Genomic DNA, 15,597 nt, shown 5'->3' with positions numbered 1-15,597 from the left:
ATTACGCCCGATCACCCGAGCTGAAACGGGGTTGGGCAGCACGATTCGGATCATTTTCCGAAGTGGCCGCCGGAATGGCCCGAGCGCCGGGCGCCGCGAGGGCCCTGCCGGTGGCCAGCAGCACCAGCAGGGACAGGGCCCCGGCGGCCCCCGGCAGCACGAAACCCCAGAGCGTGCCGCCCGCCTGCACGACGGGTCCCGCGATGCCGGTGCCCACCGAGGCGCCGACGGTGAACGTGGTCACCAGCCAGGAGAACGCCTCGGTGACGGTGCCGCGCGGCGCGTACCGGTCCACCAGGACGAACACGCAGGCCAGACAGGGGGCGAGGAACACCCCGGAGAGCACCGACAGCAGCACCATCGCCACCGGGCCCGGCATCAGCGCCGGCGGCAGGTAACACACCGCCAGCAGGGCCACCAGGACCCGCAGTCGCCGCTCGGGGGCGCCCGCCCACGGCCGCGCGCCGTACACGGTGCCACCGACCAGCGCGCCGAGGCCGAGCCCGGCCATCATCCAGCCGTACACGGCGTCCCCGCCGTGCCCGTCGGCGTACGAGAGGGAGGCGACGGTGATGGAGCCCATCGCCATGCCGACGCACAGGAACGCGGCGAGCAGCGCCAGCAGACCGGGCGAGCGCAGCGCGCCCAGCCAGTGCGCCTCGCGCGGCGCGGACCGCCAGGCCCGCGAGGGCGGCGACAGGGCCACCGAGAGCGCGCCGAGCACCCCGATCGCGTTCAGCACCAGCAGGGCGGCCCGTGCCGACCACAGCGTCACGCACAGGGTCACCAGCAGCGGGCCGACCGTGAACATGACCTCCTGGGCGACCGCGTCCATCGCGTACGCCGTGTGCAGCTGGTCCGCGCGGCGCAGCACCCCCGGCCACAGCGCGCGCAGTCCGCCCTCCAGCGGCGGGGTGAAGAGACCGGCGGCGGCCACCGTCCCGTACGCCAGGAGGAGCGAACCGGTGCCCAGCAGCGCGAACGCCGTCATCGCCAGCGCGGAGAGCATGGCGGCGGACAGCTGGACGCGCGGCTGCCCGTACAGGTCCACGAGCCGCCCCAGCACCGGCTGGCCGACCGCGTTGGCGACGCCGTAGACGGCCGCCAGCCCGCCCGCCAGGGTGTAGGTGCCACCCCCGGACCGGACGAAGACCACCAGCGCGATCACGGCGGTCGCGTTGGGCAGCCGGCCCACCAGGGTGCCGGTGAGCAGTCGGGCCGCGTGCCGCGTCCGGAGGATCTCCGCGTATCCCGCGGCCATGCCCTGCCTCCAAGTGTTACGTATAACGTGCGGATTCATACGTACCATGTGCGCTGTTCGCACGTCCACACGAAGGAGCGCTCCGGCCGTGGTTCGCAGCAGTACGCGCCCGACCAGCCGTGACGTGGCGCGCGCGGCCGGGGTGTCCCAGGCCGCCGTCTCCCTCGTCCTCGGCGACAAATGGCGCGGCCGGGTCTCCGAGGCCACCGCCGAACGGGTCCGCGAGGCCGCCCGCGAACTCGGCTACCGGCCCAACCTCGCCGCCCGCAACCTCCGCCTGGGCCGCACCCGTACCGTCCTGCTGGTGGTGCCCGCGCTCACCACCGAGTTCTTCGGCGGCGTCTACACCGGCGCCGCCCGCGTCGCCGCCCGCAACGGCTTCGGACTCGTCCTCTACCCCTCGCCCGAGGGCATCGGCCCCGCCCCCGACCCATTCGCCTCCGCCGAGTCCGCCCTCGACGGGGTCCTCGCCTCCTCGATGGCCGCCGACGCGCTCACCGCCATCCGCGGCGAACAGCTCCCGCTCGTCATGCTCGACAGCGACCCGGCGGGCAGCCTCGGCGCCGCCACCGTCAACCTCGACATCGCCGACGGCGCCCGCCAGGTCGCCGCCCACCTCCTCGCCCTCGGCCACCGCCGCGTCCTGCACCTCGCGGCCGACGTGCCCTCCTGGACCTTCGAGGTACGCGCCGAGGCCCTCGCCACCGCGCTGGCCGCCGAACCCGGCACCACCCTGCGGACCGTGTCCGCGCCCATCGTCATCGAGGACGCCCTGGACGCCGTCGAGACCGCCCTCGGCGCCCCCGGCCCCCGCCCCACCGCCGTCGTCTGCGACGACGACAAACTCGCCGCCGGTGCCTACAAGGCCCTGCGCCGCCTCGGCCTCCGCGTCCCCGACGACATCTCCGTCACCGGCATGGACGACCTCGGCCTCGCCACCGCGCTCGACCCCGAACTCACCACCGTCCGCCTCGACGCCGACCTCTTCGGCGAACGCGGCATGGAGACCCTCCTCGCCGTCCTGGACGGCCGCCGCCCCGAGACCGGAGACATCGGGGTCGAGCTGATGGTGCGGGGGTCCACGGGACCGGCCAGGGAGGACTGAGGGGGCGGCCGGGGCGGGCTGCCGGGGCACCGGGGGATGGCGGGCCCAAGGCGGCCCCGGGCGCTGGACAGCGGCCCTCAGGCCGCCGCCGTGCTCCCGGCCAGCCCCCGCACCAGCGCCTCCAGACGGGGCAGCGCCCGCTGGCCCGCCAGCGCCACCGTGATGCCCGCGGCCACGCCCGCCCAGGCCACCGGGCCCAGCGGGGTGCAGCCGACCAGGCGGCTGACGCCGGGGAACTGGACCAGGACGACCAGGGCGGCGGCCGAGCCGAGGGACGTGAAGCGGACCAGGGGGCTGTCCCGGCGGTCCAGGAGGGTCTGGGCCAGCTGGGTGCCGACCACCGCGCACAGGGCCATCGTGCTGGACCGGCGGACCGTGCCCGGAGTGAACCGGCCGAACAGCCACGCCGTGCACGCGCCCAGACAGGTCGTCAGCGCCCGGTGCCGGATCTGCCGCATCAGCGGCTCCCCCAGCACCCCGCCCGCCGCGTCCTCGGGGCCGTCCGGCAGGGTCCGCATCGCCGCCGCGACAGCACCGGAAGCCGGGCCGCCGCCGGTGTCGTCGCCTCGGTCAGCCGTACCGTCAGTACCCTCCGTGCCGCCTGTGCCGTCCGTGCCGCGTGTGCCGCCCGTGCCGTCGTCCGTGCTCGGCGTCACCGCCACCGCCATCGCCGGGAACAGGTCCGTGAACAGGTTCACCAGCAGCATCTGGCGCGTGGACAGCGGCGCCCGCCCGGACAGCAGCGTGCCCAGCAGCCCGAACCCGACCTCGCCCGCGTTCCCCCCGATGAGAATGGCGATGGCGTCCGCCACGCTGTGCCACAGCGCGCGCCCCTCCCCCACCGCGTCCACCAGCACCGTCAGATCGTCGTCCGTCAGCACGATGTCCGCCGCGTTCCGGGCCGCCGCCGAACCCCGCGCGTTGATCCCCACCCCGATGTCCGCCGCCCGGATCGCGGCGGCGTCGTTCGCCCCGTCCCCGACCATCCCCACCACCCGGCCCGCGTCCCGCAACGCCTCCACCACCTGGAGCTTCTGCTCCGGCGCCACCCGCGCCACCACCCCCGCCTCCCGCAGCATCCGCGCCCGCGAAGAACGGTCCGCCGCCGTCAGCTCCTCCCCCGTCACCACCACCGGATCCACCGGCCACCCCAGATCCCGCGCGATCGCCCGCGCCGTACGCGGATGATCACCGGTCAGCATCACCGGCCGCACCCCCGCCCGGTACAACCCGTTCACCAGCGCCTCCGACGTGGCGCGCGGCACGTCCGACAGCGCCAGCAGCCCCGTACAGCCCAACCCGCCCAACGGCCCGGCCAGCACCGCCGCCGCGTCCTCCGACCCGTCCAGCACCCGCTCCGCCACCGCCAGCACCCGCAGCCCGTCCCCGGCCAGCTCGTGCGCGGCCCCGGCGGCATGCCCGGCGAGCTCCGGACACGCGGGCAGCACCGTCTCCGGGGCACCCTTCACCACCAGCAGCCGCACCCCGTCCCCGGTCCGGCCCACCGCCGCCGCGTACCCCCGCCCCGCCTCGAACGGCAGCCCCTCCAACTGCGTCCACCCCGAATCCTCGCCCGCCGCGTCCAGCACCGCCTCGTCCGTGGCGTGCACCGGCCGCCGCACGTCCCCGTTCCCCCGCGGACACGCCCGCGCCGCCGACCGCACCGTCCCCGCCGCACCCGGATCGTCCACCGCGTACACCGTGCCGCCCGCGTCGCACACCCGCACCAGCCGCAACCGGTTCTCCGTCAGCGTGCCCGTCTTGTCGAAGCACACCGTGTCCATCCGCCCCAACGCCTCCAGCGTGCGCGGCGTCCGCACCAGCACACCCCGCCGCCCAAGACGCCGCGCCGCCGCCAACTGCGCCACCGTCGCCACCAGCGGCAACCCCTCCGGCACCGCCGCCACCGCCACCGCCACACCCCCGCTGACCGCCTCCCGCACCGGCGTCCCCCGCAGCAACGACAACGCCGTCACCCCCGCACCACCCGCCAGCGTCCACGGCAACGCCCGCGCCGTGATCTCCTGCAACCGCGCCTGCACCCCGCCCGCGGCGGGCGTCCGCGCCGCCAGATGCACCGCCCGCGCCGCCTCCGTACGCTCCCCCGTGTCCACCACCAGCGCCCGCGCCCGCCCCGCCACCACCGTCGTCCCCTCGAACACCATGCAGTGCCGGTCCGCCACCGCCGCGTGCGGCGCCGCGTCCGTCCGCTTCCGCACCGGCAACGACTCACCCGTCAACGCCGACTCATCGACCTCCAGACCCTCCTCCCACAACAACCGCCCGTCCGCCGGCACCACATCGTCACCGGCCAGCTCGATCACATCGCCCGGCCGCAACCGCCCCGCCTCCACCGTCCGCGTCCCGCCCGCGGGCGCCTCCTCCGGCGGCGGCGCCACCCGCGCCTTCCGCTTCTGCTCCGCCAGCAGCCCCGACACCGCACGCTCCGCCCGCAACCGCTGCACCCCGCCCACCAGCGCGTTCAGATCCAACGCCCCCACCACCAGCAACGCGTCCACCGCCGACCCCAGCAACGCCGACGCCGCCGACCCCACCGCCAGCACCGGCGTCAACGGATCGTCCAGCTCACCCCGCACCGCCTGCCCCAACCGCACCGACCACCGCACCGGCCCCAGCACCGGATGCCCCACCACCACCCGCGCCCCCGCCGACACCCGCGCCCCGAACCCCGCCTCCGGATCCGGCTCCCGCACCACCCGCTCCCGCGCCTCCTCCGCCCCCAGCGCATGCCAGTGCACCCGCGCCCGCGGACGCGGCGCCCGCGCCACCGCCACCCCCACCGCGGCCCGCACCCCCGACACCAACGCCGCAGCGGCCGCCACATCCACCGGAGCGTGCCGCAACCCCGGCACCAGCAACCGGCGCCGCCTCCGCCCACGCGGCGACTCACCCACCGCCACCAGCAACCCCGACAACGCCGCACCCGACCGCGCCAGCACCTGCGCCCGCCGACCCACCCCCCGCGCCGCCGGCACCGCCACCAGCAACCGCCACACATCAGCGAGCCCGTGCCGCGCCAGCACGTCCACCGACCACACCGCCGCCCCGCCCCGGTCGGTCAGCGCCACCGCCAGATCACTCCCACGCAGCCCCGCCAGCACCTCCGGCGCGTCCCCCGCACCCATCCGGGCCACCGCCACGACAGCGCCCCCGCCCTCCCGCGCCTCCCGCACCACCTCGTCCAGCGGAAGCCCCGCGTCCACCACCTGATCCGCCAGCCCCGCGAAATCCTCCAGCACCGGATCGTCCACCAGCACGATCCGCAACCGCGCCCGCCGAGCCGCCTCCAGCACCGGCTCCGTCCACGCGTCCGCCGCACCGTCCGCACCCCGCACCGCACTCGGATGCAGCACCAGCGTCCGCGCCAGCTCCAACTGACGCAGCCGCTCCGGATCCCGCACCAGCACCCCCACCCGCGCCAACGCACCCGCCAGCACCGAATGGAACGCCGCGGGCCCGTACCGCGCCGCCTTCGGCGACCCCGCCAGCACCGCCTCCGCCGCCTCCCCCACATCGTGCTTCACCAGCAGCGCCGCCACCGCGCCCAGCACACTCCCGGTCGCCGCGTGCGCCGCGTACTCCTCCGCGGGCGTCGCCCGCAACGGCGGCCGGGGCGTCCCGTCCACCCCCACACTCGTCCGCTCCGGCACACACAACTCGTCATGCACCGCCTCGAACGCCGCCGCCCCCGCCACCGCCTCCACCAACCGGCACACCTGCAACGAACCGTCCAGCAACAACGCCGCCGGAGACTGCCCAGCACCGTGCGCGGCCGCGTTCACACACGTCAACGCCAACTCCCGCCCCGGACCCCCCAACCGCCGCCGCAACGCCGCCCGCACCCGCGGGTTCTCCCGCAGGAACGTCACCAACGCCGTCACCACCCGCGGCGACGCCGGCAACCGCAGCCGATGCGCCGTCAACGCCACCCCCACCCCCACCGCGTCGGCCGCCACCGCGGCCGCCGCCAGCCGCACCGCCGACGGATCAGCCGGATGCGGCAACTCCTCCTCCGGCGCCCCGTCCGCCAGCACCAGACCGTGCCGGTCCGCCAGCACCCCCACCCGCTCCAGCACCCCACCCTCGGCGGCGGCCTCCGCCATCCGCACCACCAGCCGCGCCAACCCCTCGTCCCAGTAGGCCGCCAGCACATCCGGATGCTCCGCCAACGCCGCCGCCACCCGCCGCGCCAGCCCGGCCGTCCCCCGCGCCGCCGCCTCCGGCCCCACCGCCTCCGGCCCCGCGGGCCGCAGCACCAGATGCCGCACACCACCCGCCCGGCCACCCGGCACCGCGTTCCCCGCCACCCGCGCCACCCGCCCCGCCGACTCCACACCCCGCGCCCCCGCCCGCGCGGACCCCGCCAACGCCCCGGCCGCCAACCCCACAGCGGCGGGCCCGGCATCCGCCAGCAACCGGGGCACCACCGGCCAGAACCGACCCGCGACACCCGGCACCGTCAACACGCTCATCACCACGCCCCCGCCTCAGCGAGCCGTACGACCGGGCCGCGCGGTCGGCCCCAGCCCACCGCCACCACGCACCCCCGGCTCGGCACCCTCCCCACCGGACCCGGCCACCTCACCGGAACCGGCGGAACCGGAACCGTGCGACCGCACCCCCGACGCACCCTTCTTCGCCCGCCCGGCCGTCCCCCTCCCCCGCCCACCGACCGCACCCTCACGGGACCCCGACCGCGCCCCACCACTCCCCGCCGTACGCCCCGCGGCACGCCCGCCCGCGTGCGTGGCGGCCTCCACCAACGCCTCGTCGTCCGGCCCGGCCCCACCCCGCCCGGCCCCACCCCCGGCCGTACCCACCGCCACCGGCCCCGGCGCGTCCCCGGCTCCACCGGCACCCGCACCGCCGTCCACTCCCGCCTCCGCCCACACCCCGGTACGCGACACACCGGGACGCGGCTGCGTCAGCCACGCCACCGCCGCACCCGTCAGCGCCACCGGCCACTCCACCACCCCGGCGACCCCCAACACCCCCGCACCCGCGTACACCGCCAGCCGCCGCCCACGCGGCGACACCACCCCCACCGCGTCCAACGCCCCCCGAGCCACCCTGTCCACCGCCCCCGAACCCGGCAGCCGCCCCCACACCGACGCCACAGCCCGCACCGGAACCCCGAGAACCGAGGACGACCCCTGCTCAGCCATGACACGACCCCTTCGGAAGCAGTCCCGAGAAACCCTCCGAGTACCCCACCGAACCGGCTCATCCGCAGCTCAAAGGGGCACAGCGGCACCCACCGGGGCATTCCGCCTCCCCCAGTCCACCACGAACCGCCCACCCCGGCCCGACGCGTTGCGCCGCCCGCGCACAACACAGCGCGCCCCGGCCGAAGAACGGCCGGGGCGCGCAGTGGAACAACGTCGCTCTGACGGACTACTCCTCCTCGTCGGAGCTCTCCGCCTCCGTCGCCGCACCGTCCGCCTCCAGCAGACGCCCGAGCTGACGCCCGACGATCCGCTTGAACTTCCGCTTCTGCGGACGCGTACGGTCCAGCACCGCCACCTCAAGACGCTCGGCGGGAATCTCCCGCTCCGTGCCGTTGGTGTCCCGCGACAACGCCTGCACCGCCAGCTTCAGCGCCTCCGCCAGCGACATGCCGTCCCGGTGCCGCTGGTCCAGGAACCCGCTGATCTGCTCCGCGTTGCCACCCACCGCCACCGAGCCGTGCTCGTCCACGATGGAACCGTCGTGCGGCAACCGGTAGATCTGGTCGCCCTCCGGCGTGTCACCGACCTCCGCGACCACCAGCTCCACCTCGTACGGCTTCTCCGCCGCCGACGAGAAGATCGTGCCCAGCGTCTGCGCGTACACGTTCGCCAGACCGCGCGCCGTCACGTCGTCCCGGTCGTAGGTGTAGCCCCGCAGATCGGCGTACCGGACACCACCGATCCGCAGATTCTCGTACTCGTTGTACTTACCGGCCGCGGCGAACCCGATCCGGTCGTAGATCTCACTGAACTTGTGCAGCGCACGGGACGGGTTCTCACCGACGAACACAATGCCGTCGGCATACTGCAGCACCACCAGGCTGCGACCGCGCGCGATGCCCTTCCGGGCGTACTCCGCCCGGTCGGCCATCGCCTGCTGGGGGGAGACATAGAACGGCGTTGACACCGGTTATCCGTCCCTTTCTGTCATGGTCACTGGATCACCTAGCCAAGAACGGGCGCACGCTCAGAGCAGCGCGGCCCGGGGACCGTCCGGCTGCTCCAGACGCGCCTGGAGCACCGAACGGGACAGCACCGACGCCTCCTCCTCGGTCAGCCTGCGGAAGCCGTCCTCGGTGATCACGGTGATGATCGGGTAGATCCGGCGCGCGACATCGGGACCACCGGTCGCCGAGTCGTCGTCGGCCGCGTCGTACAGCGCCTGCACCACCAGCGTGGTGGCCTGCTCCTCGCTCAGATCGTCACGGAACAGCTTCTTCATCGCCCCGCGCGCGAAGATCGAACCCGAGCCCGTCGCCGCGTAGTTCTGCTCCTCGGAACGCCCACCGGTGACGTCGTACGAGAAGATCCGGCCACGCTCCCGGTCCAGGTCGTACCCCGCGAACAGCGGGACCACCGCCAGACCCTGCATCGCCATGCCGAGGTTGGAACGGATCATCGTGGAGAGCCGGTTCGCCTTGCCCTCCAGAGAGAGCTGGGCCCCCTCCACCTTCTCGAAGTGCTCCAGCTCTAGCTGGAACAGCTTCACCATCTCCACCGCGAGACCGGCCGTCCCGGCGATGCCGACCGCCGAGTACTCGTCCGCCGGGAACACCTTCTCGATGTCCCGCTGCGCGATGACGTTCCCCATCGTGGCCCGCCGGTCACCGGCCAGGACCACACCGCCGGGGAAGGTCACGGCCACGATCGTCGTGCCGTGCGGGGCCTCCAGCACACCCTGCACCGCCGGGAGCTGACGCTTGCCGGGAAGCAGCTCGGGCTGGTGCTCGGAGAGGAAGTCCATGAAGGAGGAGGACCCCGGCGTCAGGAAGGCAGCCGGTAGACGCCCGGTGCTACGAGTGTTGGCTTCCACGCGATTCCCTCCACGTAAGCGGCAGCCCGCCTGATGACCTCGGGCTGGTCCTTGAACTGCCCCAGCGCAGCGTTGCAGCTGAAGCACAGTACGCCACGGACCCTACCCGTCTCATGGCAGTGATCCACCTGCGCGGCGGGAGCGGCAAGACATATGCAACAGAGCCCCATTTGAGAAGCGACCAGATCATTCCGCTCGGCCTCGGTGAGCCCGTACTTCCGCTGGAGATGCCCTTGCCTCCCCTGCACGGCCTTGCAGGCTTTGCAGCGGGTGGCCAGACCGTCGGAGGCGGTCGCGTTGCGGTGCCAATCGCCGTGCGGCTTGATCTCGCCACAGGTGCGGCACCACTTGTGTCCGACGGGCACATCCGGCTTGTCCCGAACGGGCTTTCCCATCGCCTCACGGCGGCGCCGGTAGTGCGCGGCGCCGTATCGCGCCACGCACCCCCGACAGTACGGCTGGAGGCCGTCGAGGCGATTCCGGTCCCGCGCGAAAGCCTGCGGGGGCAGTTCCCGCCCGCATTTCCCGCATTCCTTCGCCGCCGGCTCACTCACCCCTCAAGCCCCCACCATTCTTCGATTCAAAGGCCGCAAGGCCGCAAGGCCTTTACTCTCCGCCCTTTTGCACGAAGCTGCGCACGAAATCCTCTGCGTTCTCCTCAAGCACGTCGTCGATCTCGTCCAGGACGGAGTCCACGTCGTCGCTCAGCTTCTCCTGCCGCTCCTTGAGGTCGTCCTGGGCCTGCGCGTCCTGCGCCTGCTCCTCGACCTCCTCGGTGGAGCGTGTGGCCTTCTGCTGGCCGCCACCGGTGTCCTTGGTCGCCATAACCCTCACCCCGCTCAGTTCGCCCGACATGGTCAACGGGTCGGCATTCCTGCCGATCGGTGATGATCAGACCCTACAAGCCAGGTCCGACATCGGCCCCGCGGTTGCGACAACGTGCGGGAGCCATCTCGATGATTCCCGGACGGCGGGATTTCCACCCCGCCGGGCCCGGCCGGTCCGTGTGCGAACGGCCCGCCGTCAGTTGCCGGACAGCACTCTGACCAGCTCTTCCGCGCTGCGACAGCGGTCCAGCAGCTCCTTGACGTGATTACGCGTTCCGCGAAGCGGTTCGAGGGTTGGGACCCGCTGGAGGGAGTCCCGGCCCGGCAGGTCGAAGATGACCGAGTCCCAGGAAGCCGCCGCCACGTCGTCCGCGTACTGCTCCAGACACCGCCCCCGGAAGTAGGCGCGGGTGTCCTCGGGCGGCTTTGTACGGGCCCGCTCGACCTCCGACTCGTCCAGCAGCCGCTTCATCCGCCCACGGGCCACCAGCCGGTTGTAGAGCCCCTTGTCGGCCCGGACGTCCGCGTACTGCAGATCGACAAGATGCAGCCGCGCCGCGTCCCAGTCCACGCCGTCCCGGCGCCGGTAGCCCTCCATGACCTCGCGCTTGGCGACCCAGTCCAGCTCTCCGGCGAGGCTCATCGGGTCGTTCTCCAGCCGGGTGAGGGTGTCCTCCCAGCGGGTCAGCACGTCCCTGGTCTGGTCGTCCGCGTCCGCGCCGTACCGCTCCTCCACGTACTTCCGCGCCAGCTCGTAGTACTCCATCTGGAGCTGTACGGCGGTCAGCGTGCGTCCGCTGCGCAGCGTGACGAGGTGCTGGAGCGAGGGGTCGTGGGAGACCTGGTGCAGGGTGCGCACGGGCTGGTCCACGGCGAGGTCCACCGCGATGAAACCGTCCTCGATCATGGAGAGCACGAGGGCGGTGGTGCCGAGCTTGAGGTAGGTCGAGATCTCGGAGAGGTTGGCGTCGCCGATGATGACGTGCAGCCGCCGGTACTTCTCGGCGTCGGCGTGCGGTTCGTCGCGGGTGTTGATGATGGGCCGCTTGAGCGTGGTCTCCAGGCCGACCTCGACCTCGAAGTAGTCGGCGCGCTGGCTGAGCTGGAAGCCGTGTTCGTGGCCGTCCTGGCCGATGCCGACGCGTCCGGCACCGGCGAACACCTGGCGGGAGACGAAGAAGGGCGTCAGATGGCGCACGATGTCGGAGAAGGCGGTCTCCCGCTTCATCAGGTAGTTCTCGTGCGTGCCGTAGGAGGCACCCTTGTTGTCGGTGTTGTTCTTGTAGAGGTGGATGGGCTGGGCGCCGGGGAGCTGCGCGGCCCGTTCGGCGGCCTCGGCCATGATGCGTTCACCGGCCTTGTCCCAGAGGACGGCGTCGCGGGGGTTGGTGACCTCGGGGGCGCTGTACTCGGGGTGGGCGTGGTCCACGTAGAGCCGGGCGCCGTTGGTGAGGATGACGTTGGCGAGGCCGATGTCCTCGTCGGTGAGCTGGCTGGAGTCGGCGGTCTCGCGGGCGAGGTCGAAGCCTCGCGCGTCGCGCAGCGGGTTCTCCTCCTCGAAGTCCCAGCGGGCCCGGCGGGCCCGGTGCATCGCCGCGGCGTAGGCGTTGACGATCTGGGACGAGGTGAGCATGGCATTGGCATTGGGGTGGCCGGGGACGGAGATGCCGTACTCCGTCTCGATGCCCATTACTCGCCGTACGGTCATGCGGCCCTCCTTGCCCGGCGGCTCCCTCGGTCGTGGGGGCCGCTCGCGTACCGCTGGCACTCCGGTGCGTGTGCGGTGCCCGTCCCCGCACTGCGCGACTCGGCGGTAGAAGAGAGCCTAGAACGCCTTTGCGCTGGTGGGGAGATCATTTGCGTCAATTGCCTGCCCGGAAAGCAGTCGGCTGCGGGTGCCCGGTGTGGGCACCCGCAGCCGCCCCGCTTTTCCTACAGGTACTGACCGGTGTTGGCCACCGTGTCGATGGAGCGTCCGGTGTCGGCGCCCTGCTTGCCGGTGATGAGGGTGCGGATGTAGACGATCCGCTCGCCCTTCTTTCCGGAGATGCGGGCCCAGTCGTCCGGGTTGGTGGTGTTGGGCAGGTCCTCGTTCTCCTTGAACTCGTCCACGCACGCCTGGAGGAGGTGGGAGACGCGGAGGCCCTTCTGGCTCTTGTCGAGGAAGTCCTTGATGGCCATCTTCTTGGCGCGGCCCACGATGTTCTCGATCATGGCGCCGGAATTGAAGTCCTTGAAGTAGAGGACTTCCTTGTCGCCGTTGGCGTAGGTGACTTCCAGGAAGCGGTTCTCCTCGGATTCGGCGTACATGTGCTCGACGGCCGTCTGGATCATGCTCTGGACGGTGGTCGTGCGGTCGCCGGAGTGTTCGCCGAGGTCGTCGGAGTGGAGCGGGAGGCGTTCGGTGAGGTACTTGCCGAAGATGTCCTTGGCCGCTTCGGCGTCCGGGCGCTCGATCTTGATCTTCACGTCGAGTCGGCCGGGGCGCAGGATGGCGGGGTCGATCATGTCCTCGCGGTTGGAGGCGCCGATGACGACCACGTTCTGCAGGCCTTCGACGCCGTCGATCTCGGCGAGGAGCTGGGGGACGATGGTGTTCTCGACGTCGGAGCTGACGCCGGAGCCGCGGGTGCGGAAGAGGGATTCCATCTCGTCGAAGAAGACGATGACGGGGGTGCCCTCGCTGGCCTTCTCGCGGGCGCGCTGGAAGACGAGGCGGATCTGCCGTTCGGTCTCGCCGACGTACTTGTTGAGGAGTTCGGGGCCCTTGATGTTGAGGAAGAAGCTCTTGCCGGCGGCCTGGCCGGTGACCTCGGCGACCTTTTTGGCCAGCGAGTTGGCGACGGCCTTGGCGATGAGCGTCTTTCCGCATCCGGGGGGGCCGTAGAGCAGGACGCCCTTGGGGGGGCGCAGCTCGTGCTCCTTGAAGAGGTCGGGGTGGAGGTAGGGCAGTTCGACCGCGTCGCGGATGGCTTCGATCTGGCCGCCGAGGCCGCCGATCTGTTCGTAGCCGATGTCGGGGACTTCTTCGAGGACGAGTTCCTCGACCTCGCTCTTGGGCACGACTTCGTAGACGTAGCCGGAGCGGGGTTCGAGGAGGAGGGCGTCTCCGGCGCGGATGGTGACGTCGAGGAGTGGTTCGGCGAGCCGGACCACGCGTTCTTCGTCGGTGTGGCCGATGACCAGGGCGCGTTCGCCGTCCTCGAGGATCTCCTTGAGGGTGACGATGTCGCCGACGCTCTCGTAGGTCATGGCTTCAACGACGTTGAGCGCTTCGTTGAGCATGACCTCCTGGCCGCGCCGGAGGTCTTCGGTCTCGACGCCGGGGCTGACGTTCACGCGGAGTTTGCGGCCTCCGGTGAAGATGTCGGCGGTGCCGTCCTCGTTGGCCTGGAGGAAGACTCCGAAGCCGGCGGGCGGCTGGGCGAGTCTGTCCACTTCCTCCTTGAGGGCCACGATCTGGTCGCGGGCCTCACGGAGTGTGCCGGCCAGGCGTTCGTTCTGGGCGGACACGCCGGCCAGGTTGGTCTGCAGCTCGACGATCCGCTCTTCGAGAATTCTCGTGTGTCGCGGAGAGTCGGCGAGCTTGCGCCGCAGGACGGCGATTTCCTGCTCAAGATAGGCGATCTGCCCGGCGGGGTCGTCGGACCCTCGTCCCGGGCGGATGCCGCGGTTCGTGTCGTCGTCGTGGGCTGCCACGGTCCTCACCTCCTCCAAGGGGAGCTGGACGCTTCCAGACCCTACCTGGGTGGGTGTCGATTGAAACCCCTAGATCACAAAGACTGTCAAGGTGTGTCGTCGGTCACCCGGTGCGCTCCCTCTCCCACGGAGGGAATACCCACTCAACGTGATGCGGAAGCGACGTGTTCCTCGGCGGGGTCGGTCGAAACCGCTCAGGACTGGCCGGAGTTGTCCGTTCCGGGCCGGTCGCCCGGTGTGCGGGCGGCCTGGAACTCGCTCGTACGATCATCACGCAGAGCGACGGCCGGGCGTGGCGGGGTCTCCGCCGGGGCGGTTCGGTCCGGTGCTCCGCGTGCCGGGGGTTCGTTCCCCGGCCGGGCGCTCGTACCCGGCGTGCGCGGGGCGGAAACCCGGTGCGGAGGTAGGGTCGGGGGTGTTCCACAGCGGTCGGTGGGGCCCGGCGCCGGAGGGTGTGCCGGGGTGTCGGCCGTGTATTCGACGGCGGAGGGATGACCGTGCAGCAGGAGGCCCCGGAGGGTGCGGCGCTGGAGGTCTGGATCGATCAGGATCTGTGCACCGGTGACGGGATCTGTGCCCAGTACGCGCCGGAGGTGTTCGAACTGGACATCGACGGGCTGGCGTATGTGAAGGGTGCCGGGGACGAGCTGCTGACGGAGGCGGGTGCCACGACGCGGGTTCCGTTGCCGTTGCTGACGGACGTGGTGGACTCGGTGAAGGAGTGTCCGGGCGAGTGCATCCATGTGCGCCGGGTCGCGGACGGCGTCGAGGTGTACGGGCCCGGCGCGGACTGAGATCCCACCCCGCGCCGTCCCGGCCGGTCCGGCCGTCGGGGCGGGGTGGTCAGACGGTGTGGACCCCGGCCCCGGTGGTGCGCCGGAACGCGGTGCCGTTCCAGCGCCAGGTGGTCGGGGTCTTCGTGTCGGGGCAGCAGCGGGGTACGTCGGTGGAGGAGTACCCGAGGAGGGTGGCGCCGACGGCGCGGTCGTGGACGGTGAGCCGGGTGACGGTGATGCGGTCCTCGGGGTCCACGAGGGTGGCGACGACGCGCGGGGTGGTGGCGCGGGTGCCTCGGGTGAGGACGTAGAGAGCGTCGGGCGGGGTGCCCATCGGGGCGTCGCAGTGGACGACGGCGACGGTCTCGGGGTTGCCGTCGCCGTCGAGGTCGCCGGAGGCGGTGCTGACGACGACGGCTTTGACGGGTCCGCATGGGAGGGGGAAGTGGACGCCGTCGGTGCCGGGGGCCGGGCGGTGCGCGGGGGCGGTGGGTGCCTTGGCGTCGGGTGCGGGTTCGGCGGCGGCGGGCCCGGGGTGGACGAGGGAGGAGAGGGCGATCACGCCGGCGACGGCGGTGGCCGTGGCGACCCAGTGGATGGGCCGGGTGTGCGTGTGGGCCAGTTCCGGGACGGCGGGGTGCTGCACGAGGAGTGTCTCCTGTGTGGGCGGTGCCGGTGGGCGGGGGTGGCCAGCATGGTGCCACACGTCACAGCGTGGGGGAACGGCGGGGGGGGACGGGGTTTCGGCGGGCGCGGGGCGGGGGGGCGGGGCGGGGGGCCGGGGGGGGGGGGGGGCGGCGTGCTCCGGGGGTCCGGCGGGGGCGGGGGGCCGGGGGGGGGGGGCCCCGGGGGGGTCGGGGGGGGGGG

The 15,597-nt window shown here is 72.7% G+C and carries 12 protein-coding genes; 2 read left to right on the top strand and 10 right to left on the bottom strand.

The window, feature by feature from the left end; translation table 11 throughout:
- Position 1 precedes the first annotated feature (1 nt).
- Positions 2-1,261, bottom strand: a complete 1,260-nt coding sequence (locus KUM39_RS15830; protein ID WP_217786289.1) for an MFS transporter — start codon at positions 1,259-1,261, stop codon at positions 2-4.
- 88 nt (positions 1,262-1,349) lie between these two features.
- On the opposite strand from KUM39_RS15830, the gene KUM39_RS15825 reads away from it, so the two are divergent.
- On the top strand, positions 1,350-2,366 hold the full coding sequence (locus tag KUM39_RS15825; RefSeq protein WP_217786288.1) for a LacI family DNA-binding transcriptional regulator: 1,017 nt from the start codon (positions 1,350-1,352) through the stop codon (positions 2,364-2,366).
- A gap of 77 nt (positions 2,367-2,443) precedes the next feature.
- Here KUM39_RS15825 and KUM39_RS15820 read toward each other — a convergent pair whose 3' ends face one another.
- The 8 genes from KUM39_RS15820 to arc all read right to left on the bottom strand — a co-directional run bounded on the left by KUM39_RS15820 (position 2,444) and on the right by arc (position 13,954).
- A complete protein-coding gene (locus KUM39_RS15820; protein ID WP_217786286.1) occupies positions 2,444-6,859 on the bottom strand; it encodes a cation-translocating P-type ATPase in 4,416 nt (1,471 codons plus the stop codon).
- A 15-nt stretch (positions 6,860-6,874) separates the two neighbouring features.
- Positions 6,875-7,552 carry a hypothetical protein gene (locus KUM39_RS28215; protein WP_246620211.1) on the bottom strand — a complete coding sequence of 226 codons (678 nt, stop codon included), beginning with the start codon at positions 7,550-7,552 and terminating at the stop codon, positions 6,875-6,877.
- A 229-nt stretch (positions 7,553-7,781) separates the two neighbouring features.
- Positions 7,782-8,522: a proteasome subunit alpha gene (gene prcA / locus KUM39_RS15810; protein WP_217786285.1), complete on the bottom strand. Its 741-nt coding sequence runs from the start codon at positions 8,520-8,522 to the stop codon at positions 7,782-7,784.
- 60 nt (positions 8,523-8,582) lie between these two features.
- Positions 8,583-9,428, bottom strand: a complete 846-nt coding sequence (gene prcB, locus KUM39_RS15805; RefSeq protein WP_217786284.1) for a proteasome subunit beta — start codon at positions 9,426-9,428, stop codon at positions 8,583-8,585.
- Positions 9,380-9,982 (bottom strand): endonuclease VII domain-containing protein, encoded by a 603-nt coding sequence (locus KUM39_RS15800; RefSeq protein WP_217786282.1) that lies wholly within the window; start codon positions 9,980-9,982, stop codon positions 9,380-9,382. Before KUM39_RS15800 ends, prcB begins: the two co-directional genes overlap by 49 nt.
- 52 nt (positions 9,983-10,034) lie before the next feature.
- Positions 10,035-10,253 (bottom strand): ubiquitin-like protein Pup, encoded by a 219-nt coding sequence (locus tag KUM39_RS15795; protein WP_217786281.1) that lies wholly within the window; start codon positions 10,251-10,253, stop codon positions 10,035-10,037.
- 198 nt (positions 10,254-10,451) lie between these two features.
- Entirely contained in the window at positions 10,452-11,963 is a 1,512-nt protein-coding gene (dop, locus tag KUM39_RS15790; protein ID WP_372455764.1) for a depupylase/deamidase Dop, read from the bottom strand.
- Between the two features lie 224 nt (positions 11,964-12,187).
- Positions 12,188-13,954 carry a proteasome ATPase gene (arc, locus tag KUM39_RS15785; RefSeq protein ID WP_217786280.1) on the bottom strand — a complete coding sequence of 589 codons (1,767 nt, stop codon included), beginning with the start codon at positions 13,952-13,954 and terminating at the stop codon, positions 12,188-12,190.
- Positions 13,955-14,445: 491 nt separating this feature from the next.
- On the opposite strand from arc, the gene KUM39_RS15780 reads away from it, so the two are divergent.
- Complete coding sequence (locus tag KUM39_RS15780) at positions 14,446-14,748, top strand: ferredoxin (RefSeq protein ID WP_217786279.1); 303 nt, start codon at positions 14,446-14,448, stop codon at positions 14,746-14,748.
- Positions 14,749-14,797: 49 nt separating this feature from the next.
- Here KUM39_RS15780 and KUM39_RS15775 read toward each other — a convergent pair whose 3' ends face one another.
- Positions 14,798-15,376, bottom strand: a complete 579-nt coding sequence (locus tag KUM39_RS15775; protein ID WP_217786278.1) for a hypothetical protein — start codon at positions 15,374-15,376, stop codon at positions 14,798-14,800.
- Positions 15,377-15,597: the final 221 nt, after the last annotated feature.

The organism is Streptomyces corallincola (genome assembly GCF_019104725.1).
Taxonomy (GTDB): Bacteria; Actinomycetota; Actinomycetes; order Streptomycetales; family Streptomycetaceae; genus Streptomyces; species Streptomyces corallincola.
The sequence above is the reverse complement of the archived record's forward strand: the minus strand, read 5'-3'. Positions and strand labels throughout refer to the sequence as shown.

Excerpts from the sequence above, each read along its gene's own strand:
- KUM39_RS15830 (WP_217786289.1), bottom strand. The coding sequence starts at position 1,261 with ATGGCCGCGGGATACGCGGAGATCCTCCGGACGCGGCACGCGGCCCGA.
- KUM39_RS15820 (WP_217786286.1), bottom strand. The coding sequence starts at position 6,859 with ATGAGCGTGTTGACGGTGCCGGGTGTCGCGGGTCGGTTCTGGCCGGTG.
- KUM39_RS28215 (WP_246620211.1), bottom strand. The coding sequence starts at position 7,552 with ATGGCTGAGCAGGGGTCGTCCTCGGTTCTCGGGGTTCCGGTGCGGGCT.
- KUM39_RS15795 (WP_217786281.1), bottom strand. The coding sequence starts at position 10,253 with ATGGCGACCAAGGACACCGGTGGCGGCCAGCAGAAGGCCACACGCTCC.
- dop (WP_372455764.1), bottom strand. The coding sequence starts at position 11,963 with ATGACCGTACGGCGAGTAATGGGCATCGAGACGGAGTACGGCATCTCC.
- KUM39_RS15780 (WP_217786279.1), top strand. The coding sequence starts at position 14,446 with ATGACCGTGCAGCAGGAGGCCCCGGAGGGTGCGGCGCTGGAGGTCTGG.